Raw genomic sequence first — 14,740 nt, 5'->3', positions numbered from 1 at the left:
GGGTCGGGTGATCCGTGCGTACAAGTTCCTCATGCGGCCCACCGTGGGCCAGGTGCACGCTCTTGCCGAGATGCTGCGTGATCACTGCTCGCTCTACAACGGGGCGTTGCAGGAGCGCCGTGACGCCTACCGGCATGTATCGAAGACCACTGTCCGATACGGCAGGCAGTCGGCGCAGCTCAAGGAGATCCGGGCGTTCGACCCCGATCGTCAGGGGCGCTGGTCGTTCTCTTCGCAGCAGGCGACGCTTCGTCGGCTGGACAAGGCGTTCGCGGCGTTCTTCCGCCGGGTCGAGTCCGGGGAGACGCCGGGTTATCCCCGGTTCCGGGGCGTGAACTGGTTCGACACGGTGGACTTCCCGAAGGACGGGGACGGTTGCCGGTGGGATTCCACCCCGCACGACCCGGTGACCCGCGTCCGCTTCCAGGGCGTTGGGCACGTCAGGGTCAACCAGCACCGGCCGGTGGTCGGCAAGGTCAAGACCGTCAGCGTCAAACGCGAAGGCAAGCGCTGGTACGTCATCCTCACCGCCGAACAGCCCGAGCCGGAGCCGCTGCCCGCGACCGGCAGCGTGGTCGGCATCGACATGGGCATAGCCAACTTCCTCGCCGACTCGGGCGGCGAGTTCGTGCCCAACCCCCGCCACGGCCGGAAGGCCGCCGCGAAGCTCGAAGCCGCGCAGCAGGCCCTCAGCCGGTGCAAGCGGCGCAGCAACCGCCGACGCAAGGCCGTCCGCCGTGTCGCCGATCTGCACCGCAAGGTGCGTCGTCAGCGGCTCGACCACGCCCACAAGACCGCGCTCAACCTGGTGCGTGAGCACGACTTCATCGCGCACGAAGACCTCAAGATCCGCAACATGATGCGCACCCCCACACCCAGGCCCGACCCCGACCGGCCCGGCGGCTTCCTGCCCAACGGCGCTGGCGCGAAGTCCGGGCTGAACAAGTCGATCAACGATGCCGGATGGGGGGTGTTCCTGACGATCCTCACCAGCAAGGCTGAAAGCGCCGGTAGGGAAGTGATCGCCGTGGACCCCCGCAACACCTCCCGCGCCTGCCCGCCCTGCGGGCACATCGCCAAGGAGAACCGGCCCACCCAGGAAACCTTCCACTGCGTCGCCTGCGGCCACAAGGCCCACGCCGACACCGTGGGAGCCATCAACGTCCTACGGGCCGGGCTGGCCCGTCGCAACGCCCGCAAGGGTTAGCGAGAAGCCCCCGGCTTCAGCCGGGGGAAGAGTCACGTGGACAAGGTGCTTCAGCAATTCGAGCATGGTCCATCCGGAAGGGAGCCGGCTGACGCGCAGCTCCGTGTCGGACATTCCCTCGGTCTTGGCGCTGATCACGGATCGGTAGTAGTCGAGGTAGTCCAGCAACAGCGTGCTGGGATCGGAGAGTTGCTGGTCCGGCTCGGGGAGGGAGAGAGTCATGGGCCAAGTCTGCCACTCCGAACTCGAGATGCAGGCCGCCATCACGACAGCAGTCATGGCTGTGATCATCCCCTCTCCGTGCGGGGCCGACCGCAGGTCCCTTCACCCCCACTCCGACCTCTCAGCCAGGCGGTGGTACCACCAGAACTCCGTGCGCCACTGGCGTCGGTGCGCGAGCGGGTCAGGGAGGGTGCGGCGTAAGAACACCGTATCCAGAGGCCTCACAAGCCGGCCGAGCTCGGCACGCGCCTGTTCCGGCAGTCTCTCCAGGACTTCCTCCAGCACGTCACGCGCGTGCCTGACGTCATCGAAGGAACACCCCGAGCACGAGCAATGCGATTCCTGCGGGTACAGCGGACGCCTTCCCGGCGGGTGCAGGAATTCGCGGTATCGCCGCAATGCCCGGTCAGTGGCACCCAGGTGTAGGTAGAAGCTGACGCTCAGGTGCTCGACCCGGTGCACAGCCAGGCTCGTCCCGGCGGAGAGTCCGTGAATCCGGAGCGGCGGAGTCGGCCCCCAGACGCGGGAGACCGGTCGTTCGGCGCGCAGCGCGCGTGGCCGCCTACGCGGCATCGGCCTTTCGACACGTGATCACGGGAGCCATGGTGCCAGGCAGGGCTGCTCTGCCGCACCCGGTTTCCGACCTCCGTAACTGCCCTCGCAGACCTGAGAGGGCAGTTACGGAACGACCCTTGGGTGGATAGAAGTTGATATGACGTCAATTTAACCATTTGATTACGTGCTTGTTGAACCTCCTTTAGGCTTCGGTTCACAAGGCGGATCGTTGCCTGAACGATGAGAGCGGGAATGACACCTACAAGTGAAGAGATGACCGGCGCCACGCGCGGGCCGGGTCAGCGGCGGTCGGGCTTGCTCGGCCGCCGCTTAGTGGGCCGCGCCGCAGTGCTCGCCGTGGGGGTCGGCAGCTGTTCGATGCTGACGGCTCCGGCGGCGTATCCACAGGCGGATGACGGGTCGGTGACGGTTCGGGTGGTTCGGGCGGTTGACGCCACCGGCGTGTGGAGCCCGGCCCTGGAGCCGGGCATCGGCGGGGTCACGGTGATACTCAGCAATGACGGCGGCGCCGAGGTCACCGGTGTGACGGCCGTCGACGGCACGGTCACCCTGGCGCCGGGCACGGCCCGGTCTTCCAGCGGCAGGTACCGTGTCCAGGTCGTGAACCCGAAGCCGGGCGTGCTGTTCCCGGCGTTCGCGTCGCGGCAGGGCCTGGACGGCGCGCCGAACCAGCTGAGCAGCAACGAGGAGTTCGTCGACCTCGGTGGCGGAAAGAACGTGGCGTACACCACGGGTCTGTGGAATCCCGGCGACTACTGCCAGAAGAACGCGCCGCTGGTCACGGCCTGCCAGCCCGCGACGAACGAGCCGCAGAACCAGCGCACGCTGGTGACGTTCCCCTACAGTGCGCGCGGTGCCAACACGGACACGACCGATCTGGCCACGAACGCCGAGACCGGCACCGTCCACGGCATCGGGTGGAGCAGGTCCGGCAAGCGGCTGTTCAGTTCGGCGCTGGCCAAGCGAGACACGACGTACGGCCCCGGCGGCGCCGGCGCGATCTACGTCACCGACGTGGCGAACAAGGCGACGTCGCTGTTCACCACCGTCCCGGACGCCGGAGCGTCGGTGCACGGTGCCGGCACCGCCGACGACGCCTTCCTCTCCGCGGCGGGCAAGGAGAGCCTGGGCGCCCTGAAGATCTCCGAGGACGGCCGCGACCTGTTCGTCGTCAACCTCAACAACCGCAAGCTGTACCGCTACGACGCCACCAAGGCGACCGCGTCGGCGCCGGAGGCTTCCTACGCCATTCCGGACCCGGGCTGCCCCTCGTCGGCGGACTGGCGTCCGTTCGGCCTGGGCCTGCAGGACGGCGTCGGGTATCTCGGCGGTGTCTGTTCGGGCGAGTCGACCGGGAAGGTCTCGGACCTGCGAGCGGTCGTCCTGCCCTTCGACCCGGTGACGGGAGCCTTCGGCAAGGCGGTGCTGGACCAGCCCCTGGACTACCCGCGCGAGATCACGGCCAGGGGTGTCTGTCCCGGGGCGGGCTGGTTCCCGTGGACGGGCACGATCCCCTCCCAGCAGAACGGCAAGGCGTGCACCGGCACCGGGTTCTATGCCAACCCCGAGCCAGAGCTGGCCGAGATCGCCTTCGAGACCGACGGCTCCATGCTGCTGGCGTTCCGCGACCGGCTCACCGACAGGGCGACGGCGTTTCCACGGTCCGCAGACACCTCGACCTACCACAGTTTCGCGGCCGGCGGAGACCTGAACAAGGCGTGCCTGTCCGGCGGCGTGTACGTGATGGACACGAACGCCGGCTGCGCGATGACATCGCGGGGGACCAGGTTCTTCAGCGTGGGCACCTTCCAGGGCAACCATCCGAACGCGGCCTACGCCGGCATGGCGTTGTCGAAGGTGGAGGACTCCATCGCGATCTCGGCCGTGGACCCCACCGACGTCATGTGGACCATCGGCACGATGTTCACCAACCGTGACGGGACACGGGCCCCCGGTTCCGGCCTGGGCCTGAACTCCTCGAAGGCCAGGCCCGCCTTCGGGAAGGGGGCTTCGATGGGCGACCTGGAGGTGCTCTGCGACCAGGCGCCGCTGCAAATCGGCAACCGGGTCTGGTACGACCCCGAGCGCAAGGGCATCCAGAGCCCGAGCCAGCGTCCGGTCCCCGGCGCCACCGTCAACCTCTACGACGAGTCCGGCAAGCCGGTCGCGTCGACGAAGACGACACCGCGCGGTGAGTACTACTTCGACGACTCGAACGTGCCCGGTGGTCTGAAGCCCAGGACCAAGTACACGATCAAGATCGACAACCCGGCGGACTACGCGCCGGGCGGGCCGCTGTACCAGTGGGTGCCGACCGAGGAGGGCATCGGCGACAACCGCTTCGTGGACTCCAAGGGCACCGTCCCGGAGGGCGCCCGCTACCCGGAAAGGACGCTGACCACCGGCGGACCGGGCCAGAACGACCACACCTTCGACCTCGGCTTCCGCCAGCAGGAAGGCGCGGTACGCCTGGTCAAACACGACCAGGACGGAAAGCCGCTGGCCGGGGCGAAGTTCGCCCTGTGGAAGGAGACGAACGGCACCGACGGACCGGCGACCTCCGGGACGAAGCCCGACACCCAGGTCGGCGAGCCCTGTACGACCGGAGCCGACGGTGTCTGCACGTCCACGGCCGGACCGGGAATCTACTACTGGCAGGAGGTCAGCCCGCCGCAGGGCTACGCGGCTCCGGACAACCCGGTGTCCGGCCCGCTGGTGCTGAACTCCGAGAACCTCGACGTCGGAGTCTCCGCGACCGTGGTCAACCGGCTGCTGCCCGTCCCCACACCGACAGCTCCGGCGACACCGACAGCTCCGGCGACACCGGCGGCACCGACAACGCCGGGCACACCAGGCGCGCCGGACGTGCCCGGGACGCCGGGCACACCAGGTGCGCCGAACGCCGTGCCCGGCACACACCTGGCCAGCACCGGCCTGGACCAGGTCGCACCGATGGCGGTTGCAGCCGCGGCGTTCACAGCCCTCGGCTGGGCGCTCGTGGAGCTCCGTAGGCGCAGGGCCCGGCGCCGATAGCATCCAGGTACGGCAGCGGGCGTCCGGTGTCCGATCGTCGCGCCCAGGAGGCGGGCCCAGGAGGGCAGTTGGCCGCTTGCCAGGCCGGAACCGGATGAGCTGCCCGCCTCGGTTCCGGCCCTGGCTGCGGGGCCGAGGCGCCATCACTGGTGAGAGCGGTCCGGCCCTACCCGTAGGGCCAGACCGCGAGACGTGCGCGGCAGTTGATCGCGGGCTCGTGGCCGGCCCAGCCCGGACAGCAGAAACAGTGGGGCCGGGGCGGTGCCGGGGCGGCCAATGATGGTGGTCCGGTCCGGAGTTGGTGCCGCCTGCCCGCTGTTCGAGTAGCGATTCGCCTGCGCTCGGTGACGGTCAGGGGTTAGCGTGGGGCCGGTCGGCCGACCGGACGGGCCGTGGCGGGAGGGGATCAGGGGTGGATTTCCCGAGCAGGGAGAGCTTGTGGGGCCTCGGCTCGGCGGAGTACCAGGTCATTGCCGCGTTCGAGGACACGGTCGGAAGCCTGGTGCACGAGCTGGCGTCGGCGGAGGCGGCGGGTGAGCGGCTGACCACGACGACGGATGCCGCCGAGCGGCGCCTGGACGCGAGCGACGGCGCTCTGCCGCTGCACTTCGAGGTGCTGTCGGAGGTCACCGCGGAAGCGTTCGCCTTCACCTCCCGCCTGGCGCGGCTGCTGTGGCAGCAGGCCGCCGCGTACGCGGTGGTCGGGATGACGGTCCTGGACCGGGTCGTCGCCGGGCAGGCGCCGCTGTCGCTCGCGGAGCTGAAGCCGCTGTTCACGGAACCCGCGCTCGGCGACCTGATCGACCTGCTGCAGGCCGATGCCGAGCAGCGCTACGCCGCCCGCAACGACACCGTGCGGGAGTTGAACCGGGAGGAGCACGCGCAGCTGGTCCGCAGCCTGGACCGCGTGCGCGCGGGGGCCGGGCGCCGCGGTCTGGACCCGGACAGGGCGCTCGGCGTGCCGCTGACCGACCTGGACGACGACATGCACGACCCGCCGTGGGAGGACATCCTCAAGCCGATCGTGCGCCTCGCCCAGCAGCTGCCCTACGAGATCAGCGCCGCCATACAGGGACAGCGCCCCATCCGCGCACGGTGGACGCGCGGCGAGATGACGAGTTTGCGCAACATCCACCGGTGCCCCGGCCGGGCCGCCACCGTCGTCGAAGGGCACCTGCCCGACACCGGCCCCGCCCGCGATCCCGGCGACAGCCTCGCCCTGACCGTCCAGGTCTGCGCCGTCCACACCCCGCCGCCCAAGGCCTGGTTCGCCGGCCTGGTCGTACGCCCCGGAACCAAGCCGGTACTCACCTCCGACTGCGGACTCGCCGTGGACTACCGCGAGCCCGGCCAGGCGCTGCGTGCCCACGCCGATCTGTGGCTCACCCCGCTGACGGGGCTGCACCTGGCCGACCACGACGGCTGGCCGGCCCTGCTGGCCGCCGCCACCGCGCACCTGCGCACCGCGTACGACGCCGAGACCGACGACCACTGGAACACGGTCGAGATGTTCCTCGGCCAGGCCGCGAAGTTCTCCTCCAAGGGCGACCTCCTCCCGGCCCTGGCCGCGCTCGGCCACGCCGAGACCGCCACCGCCGTCGCTCTCGCCATCGAGGCCCAGCGGACACCCGGCGCAGCGGCGGACGGCGCGTGCGACCGCTGACACCCTCGGACGGGCACCGGTCCTCCGGCCCTGTCCCGAGCCGTGGAACAGCGGTAGGCACGTCAGGTAGCGGGGCTTGACCGCAGCTTCCTCGATGAGACCGCGCATCTACGGTTGCTCCCGGGTCGTCACGCAGAGGCCGCAGCTGTTCGGCGGTGGCGATCCGGAACCGGAACAGCGAGGCGAGCACCGCCCAGGTGATCTCGACCTCTCGCGTCTCGCTTTTCGTCCTCGCCCTGGTCTTCGTCCGGGCGCCGCCCCGCGCACCTTGACGGGGGCGCCGGATACCCGGCTGCCGGCGGCGAGCTCCTGCGCTGCCCGGGCCCGGCGAGGCCCCCGCCCTGCTGCGGGCTTTCTGCCGCGACTGGACGAGCTGCCTGACGGAGCAGCCGGCGCTGTCGGACCAGGTGGAGACGGTCCCGCACGATCGGCACGTGCGTCATGGCATCGGACCAGGGCTTGGCCACATCCCAGGCCCAGTTGACTCTGGTCAGATCGACGGCGGGGTCCAGCCGGGAGGGCACCTGCCGTGCCGGGCCGAGGGAGTGGATCACCTGCGCCGCCGAAGCGGGGTCGAAGGGGCGGTCGGCGGGGTCGACCTCGTCCCAGGTCGGGCCTACGGGGTGGAGCGCATGGAACACCCGGTCAGCGTGCCACGGGGACCGGGGGTGTGAGCAACGCTATTTCCCCCCGGCCGGCTGGACCGAGAAGTACGACGTCGCGCGTGGCACGCGGATCTACAGCAGCATCGTCTCCGACGCCGCCGGCGTGAGCTGCTGCGCTGCCCGAGCGCGCGGCTGGAGCTGCGGGAGATGGCCGGCCCGGACCAGCCCCGCGCCCGGCGCGGCGCCCCGGCGGTGGTGCGCACCCGATGCGCGCGGTGCACACCACCGCCGTCCCGGGTGCGCATCGAGGGCCTGGCCCACGCCGACGGCCCCCATCTGGCGCAGGACACCGGCGACGGCTTCGCCACACGCCGCCGGCGGCGCTCCGCCCGCGGCAGCGGAAGTCAGGCGAAGGTTCGGCGCAGATGCGCCGTCAGGCGTTCCGGTACGGCCGGGTGGAAGCGTCCGGAGACGTAGCCGTCCGGGCGGATCAGGATGGCCTCGCCGTCACGCGGCGCATAGGCGTCGCGGAACTCGCCCGCCGCGTCGCGCACCCGCGGCGGGCGCAGGCCGACCGGGCGGGCGTCCTGCGGTACCTCTGCGGCGGTGACCAGATAGGCGTCGAGCAGGCCGTGGGCGGCGCGATGCGCCTCGGCGGCGCAGGCCTCGAGCCGGGCGGCGCCGCTGCCCGAGGCGTGCTCCGAGCCCGCGAACAGGAGCAGCACGTGCCGCGGGGTGCGCAGCAGGTCGAACAGCCGCCGTGGGTAGGTGGCGAGGTCGCTCAGCAGGCCGCGGCAGTCCGGTGCCCGGTCGCCGGGGGCGGGACCGGCCGCGGGTGTGCCGTCCGCCGCCTGCGGCTGGATCAACGGGCTGTCCGGGTAGGCGACCAGCAGCTGGGCCTGGCGCCGCAGCAGCATCTCGGCGTCGTCCCCGTTGCTGCTGAGGCCGGAGCGGGCATGGCCGACGGTTCGGGCTTGGCTGACGGTGCGCGCATGGCGGACGGTGCGGTCGACCACCTCCTGCGCGACCGGGTGGCGTTCGGCGTGATAGCTGTCCAGCACGTCGTCCGTGGCCAGACCGCGGACGGCCAGGGCCAGCTTCCAGGCGAGGTTGTGGGCGTCCTGCACGCCGGTGTTCAGACCCTGCCCGCCGATCGGCGGGTGGATGTGCGCGGCGTCCCCGGCGACGAAGAGGCGGCCGTTCCGGTAGCGGTCCACCAGGCGGTGGTTGGTCCGGTAGGTGGAGGACCAGCGCAGCGTCGAGGCGGTCGTCGGCTCCGGGGACAGCCGGTCGAGCACGGCCTGGATCTGGAGGAGGTCCGGTCCCTGGCCATCCTCCAGGCCGAGGACGGCCCCGTCCGACGCGCTCGAGCCGTCTTCGCCCCAGGCTTGGGCGCGGGGGCGCAGCATCGACAGCCAGTACCGCCGAACGCCCGGCATCGGAATGCAGACGACCATGTCGTCCATCGCACCGTTCGCGTCCAGGTTCACGGCCCGCATGCTGTAGCCGGCGGGCAGTTGCCAGTCGAGCTCGACGTCGCCGATCATGTACTGCTCGGGGAAGGCGTCGCCCTCGAAGGTCAGCCCGGCCGCCTTGCGGACCAGGCTGTGCGCGCCGTCGCAGCCCACGACGTAGCGGGCGTGCAGACGTTCGGTCCGGCCGTCGGCGTGCGCGAGGACGGCTTCGACCTCGTCCGGGCGCATCTCCACCGAGCGGAGCTCGGTCGGCCGCTCCACCTCCGTGCCGAAGCGCGCAAGATGCTCGGCGAGCAGCCGTTCGGTCGAGCACTGGGGCAGAGTGGAGAAGGGGTAGGGGATCTCGGGCGGCAGAGTCAGCTCGACCGGGGGGCCCGACTTGCCGTCGATGAAGACCAGCTGGCCCAGGTGCGGCACCGCGTCGTCCAGCACCCCGTGGATCAGGCCCATGGCGTCCCACACCTCCAGCGTGCGGGGCAGGACGCCGATGGCTTTGGCATGGGGTTGCGGGACGGCCAGCCGATCGACGATGCGGCAGTCCACGCCGTGCCGCCGCAGCTCGGCCGCCGCCGTCAGGCCCACCGGGCCCGCTCCCACCACGAGTACGTCGACATCGGCCATGATCAGGCTCCTTCGTCGTCCGGATTGGTTCCCGAGCCAGTGTGCTTCACCAGGGTGCGCCGACCCGGCAGGGTTGAGGTTCCCCTGCCGTGCGGTAATTGCTGATCGGCTGGTCAGGGCGGGTTGACGTGGTTTCAGGTTCACCGATTCGGCCGTTGCCGGGTTGGCGTAGTGCTTCTCCTCGAACTCGATGGGGTTGAGTAGCCACGGCATCACACCTCCACGTGATGATCGGCGTGTGATTTTCAGTGGTTCGGCATTGTTCACCGGGGCCAGGGTGGTCCCGGTTTTCGGGGCCATGGACGGCGGCTTCCCGGGGCGTCGAATATCGGGAGCGGCGGACCGGTCGGCTGCGGCAGGATGGCCCGGTGAACCTCTTCCGCCGATGTCAGCAGCCCGTCCCACACCGCGACGCGGGCGCGGACGTCCTGAGGTGTCACCAGGCAGCGGAGCCCTTCCCGCCTGTCGGGGGGCGGTGAATGCTGCCCTACGTCTACCGGGTCACGAAGTACGATCCCGCTGACCGCGACGAGCACGGACGCTATGTCGGGGCGGAGGAATCGGTCAGCGACCACGGACCGGTCGAGACCGCCTACCTTCAGGCAGTCGCAGCCTTTGCCGAGGACACCGGGGTCCAGCTCCTGTCCATCCGCGAGCCTCAGATCGCGCCCGGTTTCACGCAATTCGGCCTGGAACCGGCGGTCGAGGGTCACGGTCTTGCGGGACTCTTCCCGCCCGACCTCGGCGGTTTCCACGACGGGGCCCTCGCGCCGGTCTCGGTCGGTCTGGAACTGGTGCGGGCCATGCTCCGCGACAACGGCCTCTGGTGCAGCTTGGAGGTCGAGGGCATCTTTGCCGTACACGTCGGCTGGGACCAGTACGTCTACATCGGCAGCAACGTCCCCTGCGAAAGGGCCGTGGCTCGCACTCGCGCACTGGGGCTCTTTCCGGAACCCGTGGATGCCTCCCCCTACGATGCGGAGTTCGACGAGCCGGGCGAACAGCGCCCCGCCGACGACCTCTTCTGGGCACGGCTGCGTTGGTGCGTGGCGATGCGCCAAGCAGCGATCCTGGAGGAGAACCACGTCGACAACGCCTCCCGCTGGCACCGGCTCGATGACGGTTCCCTGGACACGGTGCGTGCCCGCCTCGCCCCGCGCGCGAAGCTGACTGTGTGGCCGGACCTTTCCGCCGACGTTGCCGCGGTCCTGGCCGATCTCCCAGACGAGGGCCTGATCGAGTTCGTGTGGGAGACCGAAGACGGGCAGATCGCCAGCACGGTCGCCGACGAGACCCAGTTCGCGGAACTCGCCGCGCAGATCGCCGGCGCACGTGCCGCAGCTCTCCTGCCCGTGTACATCGACGAGCGCCACCCCTTGTTCACCGCAGTCCTGCCCGACAGCGACGGCGTCCTACGAGCCCGGTGGAGAACAGAACCGACCCCGAGCGACCACGACTGGGCCTTCCTCAGGACTCTGCGCCGTGGCCAGGCCTGCACCGGAACCGTCACCGAGGTCGCAGGCTTCGGCGTTACCTTCGTGGACATCGGCGGTTTCACCGCGATGATCAACGCCTCCGAGGTCTCCTGGCGGCACATCAACCATCCCGCCGACATCCTCACGGCCGGTCAGGAGATCACCGCCGAGATCCTTGACGTCGACATGGTCCGGGAACGGGTGTCGCTTTCGCTCAAGGCGCTGCAGGAGGACCCGATGCTGCAGGTCGCGCGGCAGGTCGGGCAGATCGTCACTGGGCCGGTCACCAAACTCGTGCCGTTCGGTGCCTTCGTCCGTATCGAGGACCGGGAGGACGGCTTCGAGGGGCTGGTGCACAACACCGAGCTCTCCGAACCGCCCGCAGAGCGGCCTGAGGATGTTGTTCAGGTTGGGGACCTGCTCACTGTGAAGATCACCGATGTCGATCCCACACGGCGCCGGATAGCGCTGTCCCACACGCGGGCTCGCGCGGCGAGCTGAGAGGAACCCGACATATCTGACGGTGAACTCGACCTGCCGTAGCCCGAGTTGGAGCGGGCCCGGACCATGCGACACCGCTCATTGTTCACGAGCTGCGGCAGCACCGGTTGCCGGTGCTCAGTGACGGTACGCGGCTGTCGCGATCTCGATGAAGGATCGGATCAACGGGTTGGTGTCACCCTCGTTCCACACCGCCACCACTCGGCTCGGCGGCATGTCGATCAGCGGCACCACGGCCAGCTCCGCGGGCAGATCGTGTCCGAGCGGGGCCAAGCCGACCGTGCCGTTCCACAGCACGGCCTGCAGGCATTCCTGGACGGTGCGCACCACCGGGCCCTCGCGCGGCCTGTCGCCGTTCCAGTACGACTGCCAGATGGGGTCGGTGCCCTGCGGGAACTGGAACCAGCGGCGGTCGCTCAGCTCGGCCAGCCGCAGTCCGTCGCGGCGGGCCAGCGGATCGTCGGCGCGCAGGACCACGCCGACCGGATCGGTCCGCAGGGCACGCACCGTCAGGGCAGTCTCGTCGAACGGCGCCCGAGTCAGCGCGACGTCGACCAGTTCGGCGTGCAGCCCGCAGGTGGGGTCGGTCAGATCGGTGTCGCGGATGCGGATGTCGATGCCGGGGTGGCTTCGGCGGTAGGCGGCGGCCAGCCTGGCCACTCCCGGGTCGGTGCCGTCGCCCAGGATGCCGACGGTGATGGTCGCGACGCCGGCTGCCGCGCTCACGCGTACCCGGACGCGGTCGGCATGGTCGAGTAGGGCCCGCGCCTCGTCGAGCAGCACCGAGCCCACCGGCGTGAGCGTGACTCCCGTGCTCGAGCGGGCGAACAGCAGGGCCCCGACATCGGTCTCCAACTGCTTGATCGCCCGGCTCAGCGGCGGCTGACTCATGTGCAGTCGGGTGGCGGCCCGGCCGAAGTGGAGTTCCTCGGCGACCGCCACGAAGTAGCGCAAGGTCCGTAGCTCCACGCTGCAACAATACCCACGAGGTATCGGCGCCGCGGGACGGGTCTTGGACACTGGCAGGTCCCCGGCGGTGCACTTGTGAGCATGACCGAAGAAGCGAAGACCAGCGAGCCGCAGACCCAACCCGCTGTATCGGTGGTGGGTCCCGGCGACGGCGAGACGATCGTTCTGGGCACCACGCACATGCGCGTTCTGGAGGACGGCAGCCACACCGGGCACCGCCTCGCGATCGCCGAGTCCGTCCTCGCCCCGCACACCCAGGGACCGCCGCAGCACCGCCACGCCCGACACGACTAGGGCTTCTACATCCTCTCCGGCACCGTGCGGTTCACCGTCGGTGGCGAGGACTGCGACGCCACCACGGGCACGCTGGTGGTGGTTGCGCCCGGTACCCCGCACACCTTCGCCAACCTGACCGACCAACCCGCCGTCATGCTCAGCACATTCACCCCCGACCTGTACGTGCAGTACTTCCGAGAACTCCAGGTGCGCAGCCGCTCAAGGTCCTGCGGGGACTGGTAGGACTCGGGGAGGTACGCGCCGAGCCCGTGCCCGGGCAGGTCGACCGCAATCGCGCGGTGTCCGCGCAGACCCAGCTCGCGCAACAAGGGCTGCCAGTAGAAGGAGTTGCTCCTCGAGCCGTGGACGAGGACGAAGGTGGGCGCGCCGCGCCCGGGCCCGTCCGCGTGGGCGATGGGGGCGGCCGCGCCCATCGCGGTGACCGCCGCCGCCCCAGCCACGGCCGCCTTCAGCGCACTGCGCCGCGACGTCCCACCGGCCTTCGCGTCGCCGCTCTCGGCACTGTGCTGTTCCTCGGCCATTGACGGCCTCCTTCTTGAGTATTGAGTGAAGCTCTTCGTTCACGGGCCGCGACGGGGTCCGGCTCCGCAACCGGCACCGAACCCGGAACCGGCCACGGTCTGCCGCGGCCCTGCGCCAACGTGCCTGGCAGTTACCTACGATTCGTGGTGGAGCAGCCTGCCCTGCGTGTGCGCAGACGAGGAGGGCTCGGCCTCATGGACCGTGACCGGGATTGCGTGGAGGTGCAGGACCTGGGCCGGCGTGAGACCGCCGAGCCCGGCGCCGATGATCGTGACGGGTGTGCGCATGGGTGACTCCTTCGGGATCGGACCGCCCGATTGGCTCCGGCCGGCCGCCCCTGCACGGTGTCAGGCGCCGCCTTCATGCCACCGGCATCCGGCCGTCGGCCCCGCCGAACGACCGGCAGGCCACCGGTAGACGACTGTCAGACGACCGACACCGCAGGTCACCCGCGGTTCGCCGACCGGGCGCAGATCGAAATGCGTGGACGGCCGCCACCCACCAACGGTGGGACCGCAACTTACGGCCTGGTGCGTGGGAATGTGCCGATCGGCAGGTAGTCCCGGTCTTCCCTGGACGAGCGAGGGAATGTTCTGCATGATCAACTGATGACCACCCCAGAGACCATCGTCGAACGCCAGCTCGCCGCCTACAACAGCCACGACCTCGAAGCCTTCGCGGCGACGTACGCCCCCGATGTCTGCATCAACCGCCGCAGCGGCGACCGTCTGCTCGGGCGCGACGCCGTGCGGGAGGCGTACGCCGACATGTTCGCCAAGGGCCGCTGCCGGGCCGAGATCGTTGGCCGGCTCACCGAGGGTGACTGGGTGGTGGACCACGAGATCGCCCACGGCATCACGGGCGACCCCCTCCGCGTGCTGGTCGCCTACCGAGTCCGCGACGGCCTGATCGACCGCGTCGACTTCCTCGGCTGACTGCCGGACCTCCTTGACCGAACGAGTCGTCAGAGGCCGTCCGGTAGCCGTCGGGGCCGACCGCTCACCGGCGTTTCACCGAGTGGAGCAGGGCCAGGGTGTGGGCCGAGCTCCACCAGGTCGTCCTGGACGAGCTCGGCTCGCGCGGCGAGCTGGACTGGTCGAGGTGCGCGGTCGACTCGGTGAACATGCGAGCCCTCAAGAAGGGGAACTGACAGGTCCGAATCCTGTCGATCGGGGCAAGTACGGGTCGAAGATCCACCTGCTCACCGAACGCACCGGTTTACCCTGTCGCTCGCGATCTCCGGGGCCAACGTCCACGACAGCCAGGCCCTGATCCCGCTCGTCGACGCCATCCCAGCGATCCGCTCGCGGCGCGGCCCAAGACGGCGCAGACCCGGCAAGCTGCACGGCGACAAAGCCTACGACCACCGTTTCATCCGCTCCTACCTGCGCTGCAGGCAGATCTGCGCCCGGATCGCCCGCCGCGGGATCGAGACCTCAAGCCGCCTCGGCCGGCACCGCTGGGTGATCGAGCGCACCGTGTGCGCCACGAGGCGCTCTGTTTGTATCCCCGGTTCAGCCGGGAGGAACTCGGAGGGAGGTTCCTGGGCCGAATGACTCACCTGGATCCGAAAG

At 70.1% G+C, this 14,740-nt stretch carries 8 protein-coding genes and 4 pseudogenes; 7 read left to right on the top strand and 5 right to left on the bottom strand.

The features are described 5' to 3' along the window. Positions 1-7 precede the first annotated feature (7 nt). Positions 8-1,207, top strand: coding sequence for an RNA-guided endonuclease InsQ/TnpB family protein (locus tag ACIRRH_RS37090; RefSeq protein WP_403076462.1), 1,200 nt, complete (start codon positions 8-10; stop codon positions 1,205-1,207). On the opposite strand, the gene ACIRRH_RS37085 is transcribed toward ACIRRH_RS37090, so the two are convergent. After that, positions 1,166-1,429: a DUF664 domain-containing protein gene (locus ACIRRH_RS37085; RefSeq protein ID WP_403076460.1), complete on the bottom strand. Its 264-nt coding sequence runs from the start codon at positions 1,427-1,429 to the stop codon at positions 1,166-1,168. The two genes, ACIRRH_RS37090 and ACIRRH_RS37085, sit on opposite strands and share 42 nt — an antisense overlap. A gap of 828 nt (positions 1,430-2,257) precedes the next feature. Between ACIRRH_RS37085 and ACIRRH_RS37080 the strand changes: the two genes are divergently transcribed. Both ACIRRH_RS37080 and ACIRRH_RS37075 read left to right on the top strand, forming a co-directional pair. Continuing rightward, positions 2,258-5,038: an SdrD B-like domain-containing protein gene (locus ACIRRH_RS37080; RefSeq protein WP_403076457.1), complete on the top strand. Its 2,781-nt coding sequence runs from the start codon at positions 2,258-2,260 to the stop codon at positions 5,036-5,038. 412 nt (positions 5,039-5,450) lie between these two features. Further along, positions 5,451-6,701, top strand: a complete 1,251-nt coding sequence (locus ACIRRH_RS37075) for a hypothetical protein (protein ID WP_403076454.1) — start codon at positions 5,451-5,453, stop codon at positions 6,699-6,701. Between the two features lie 1,009 nt (positions 6,702-7,710). On the opposite strand, the gene ACIRRH_RS37070 is transcribed toward ACIRRH_RS37075, so the two are convergent. After that, positions 7,711-9,402 (bottom strand): FAD-dependent monooxygenase, encoded by a 1,692-nt coding sequence (locus ACIRRH_RS37070; protein ID WP_403076451.1) that lies wholly within the window; start codon positions 9,400-9,402, stop codon positions 7,711-7,713. Positions 9,403-9,881: 479 nt separating this feature from the next. Here ACIRRH_RS37070 and ACIRRH_RS37065 point away from each other — a divergent pair, with 479 nt between their 5' ends. After that, a complete protein-coding gene (locus ACIRRH_RS37065) occupies positions 9,882-11,378 on the top strand; it encodes a S1 RNA-binding domain-containing protein (RefSeq protein ID WP_403076448.1) in 1,497 nt (498 codons plus the stop codon). 117 nt (positions 11,379-11,495) lie between these two features. Here the strand turns inward: ACIRRH_RS37065 and ACIRRH_RS37060 are convergent, their stop codons facing one another. Further along, on the bottom strand, positions 11,496-12,347 hold the full coding sequence (locus ACIRRH_RS37060; RefSeq protein ID WP_403076445.1) for a LysR family transcriptional regulator: 852 nt from the start codon (positions 12,345-12,347) through the stop codon (positions 11,496-11,498). 81 nt (positions 12,348-12,428) lie between these two features. Here ACIRRH_RS37060 and ACIRRH_RS37055 point away from each other — a divergent pair. Beyond that, positions 12,429-12,830, top strand: a pseudogene (locus ACIRRH_RS37055) (cupin domain-containing protein); the annotation flags it as partial. On the opposite strand, the pseudogene ACIRRH_RS37050 reads toward ACIRRH_RS37055, so the two are convergent. After that, positions 12,830-13,057 (bottom strand): annotated as a pseudogene (locus ACIRRH_RS37050) (alpha/beta fold hydrolase); the annotation flags it as partial. The pseudogenes ACIRRH_RS37055 and ACIRRH_RS37050 sit on opposite strands and share 1 nt — an antisense overlap. 258 nt (positions 13,058-13,315) lie before the next feature. Continuing rightward, a pseudogene (locus ACIRRH_RS37045) lies at positions 13,316-13,453 on the bottom strand (FAD-dependent monooxygenase); the annotation flags it as partial. Positions 13,454-13,774: 321 nt separating this feature from the next. Here ACIRRH_RS37045 and ACIRRH_RS37040 point away from each other — a divergent pair. After that, entirely contained in the window at positions 13,775-14,101 is a 327-nt protein-coding gene (locus ACIRRH_RS37040; RefSeq protein ID WP_403076442.1) for a nuclear transport factor 2 family protein, read from the top strand. A 50-nt stretch (positions 14,102-14,151) separates the two neighbouring features. Next, positions 14,152-14,647: pseudogene (locus ACIRRH_RS37035) on the top strand (IS5 family transposase); the annotation flags it as partial. Positions 14,648-14,740 lie beyond the last annotated feature (93 nt).

Origin of the sequence: Kitasatospora sp. NPDC101235, from assembly GCF_044767505.1 — a bacterium.
Lineage (GTDB): Bacteria > Actinomycetota > Actinomycetes > Streptomycetales > Streptomycetaceae > Kitasatospora.
The sequence above is the reverse complement of the archived record's forward strand: the minus strand, read 5'-3'. Positions and strand labels throughout refer to the sequence as shown.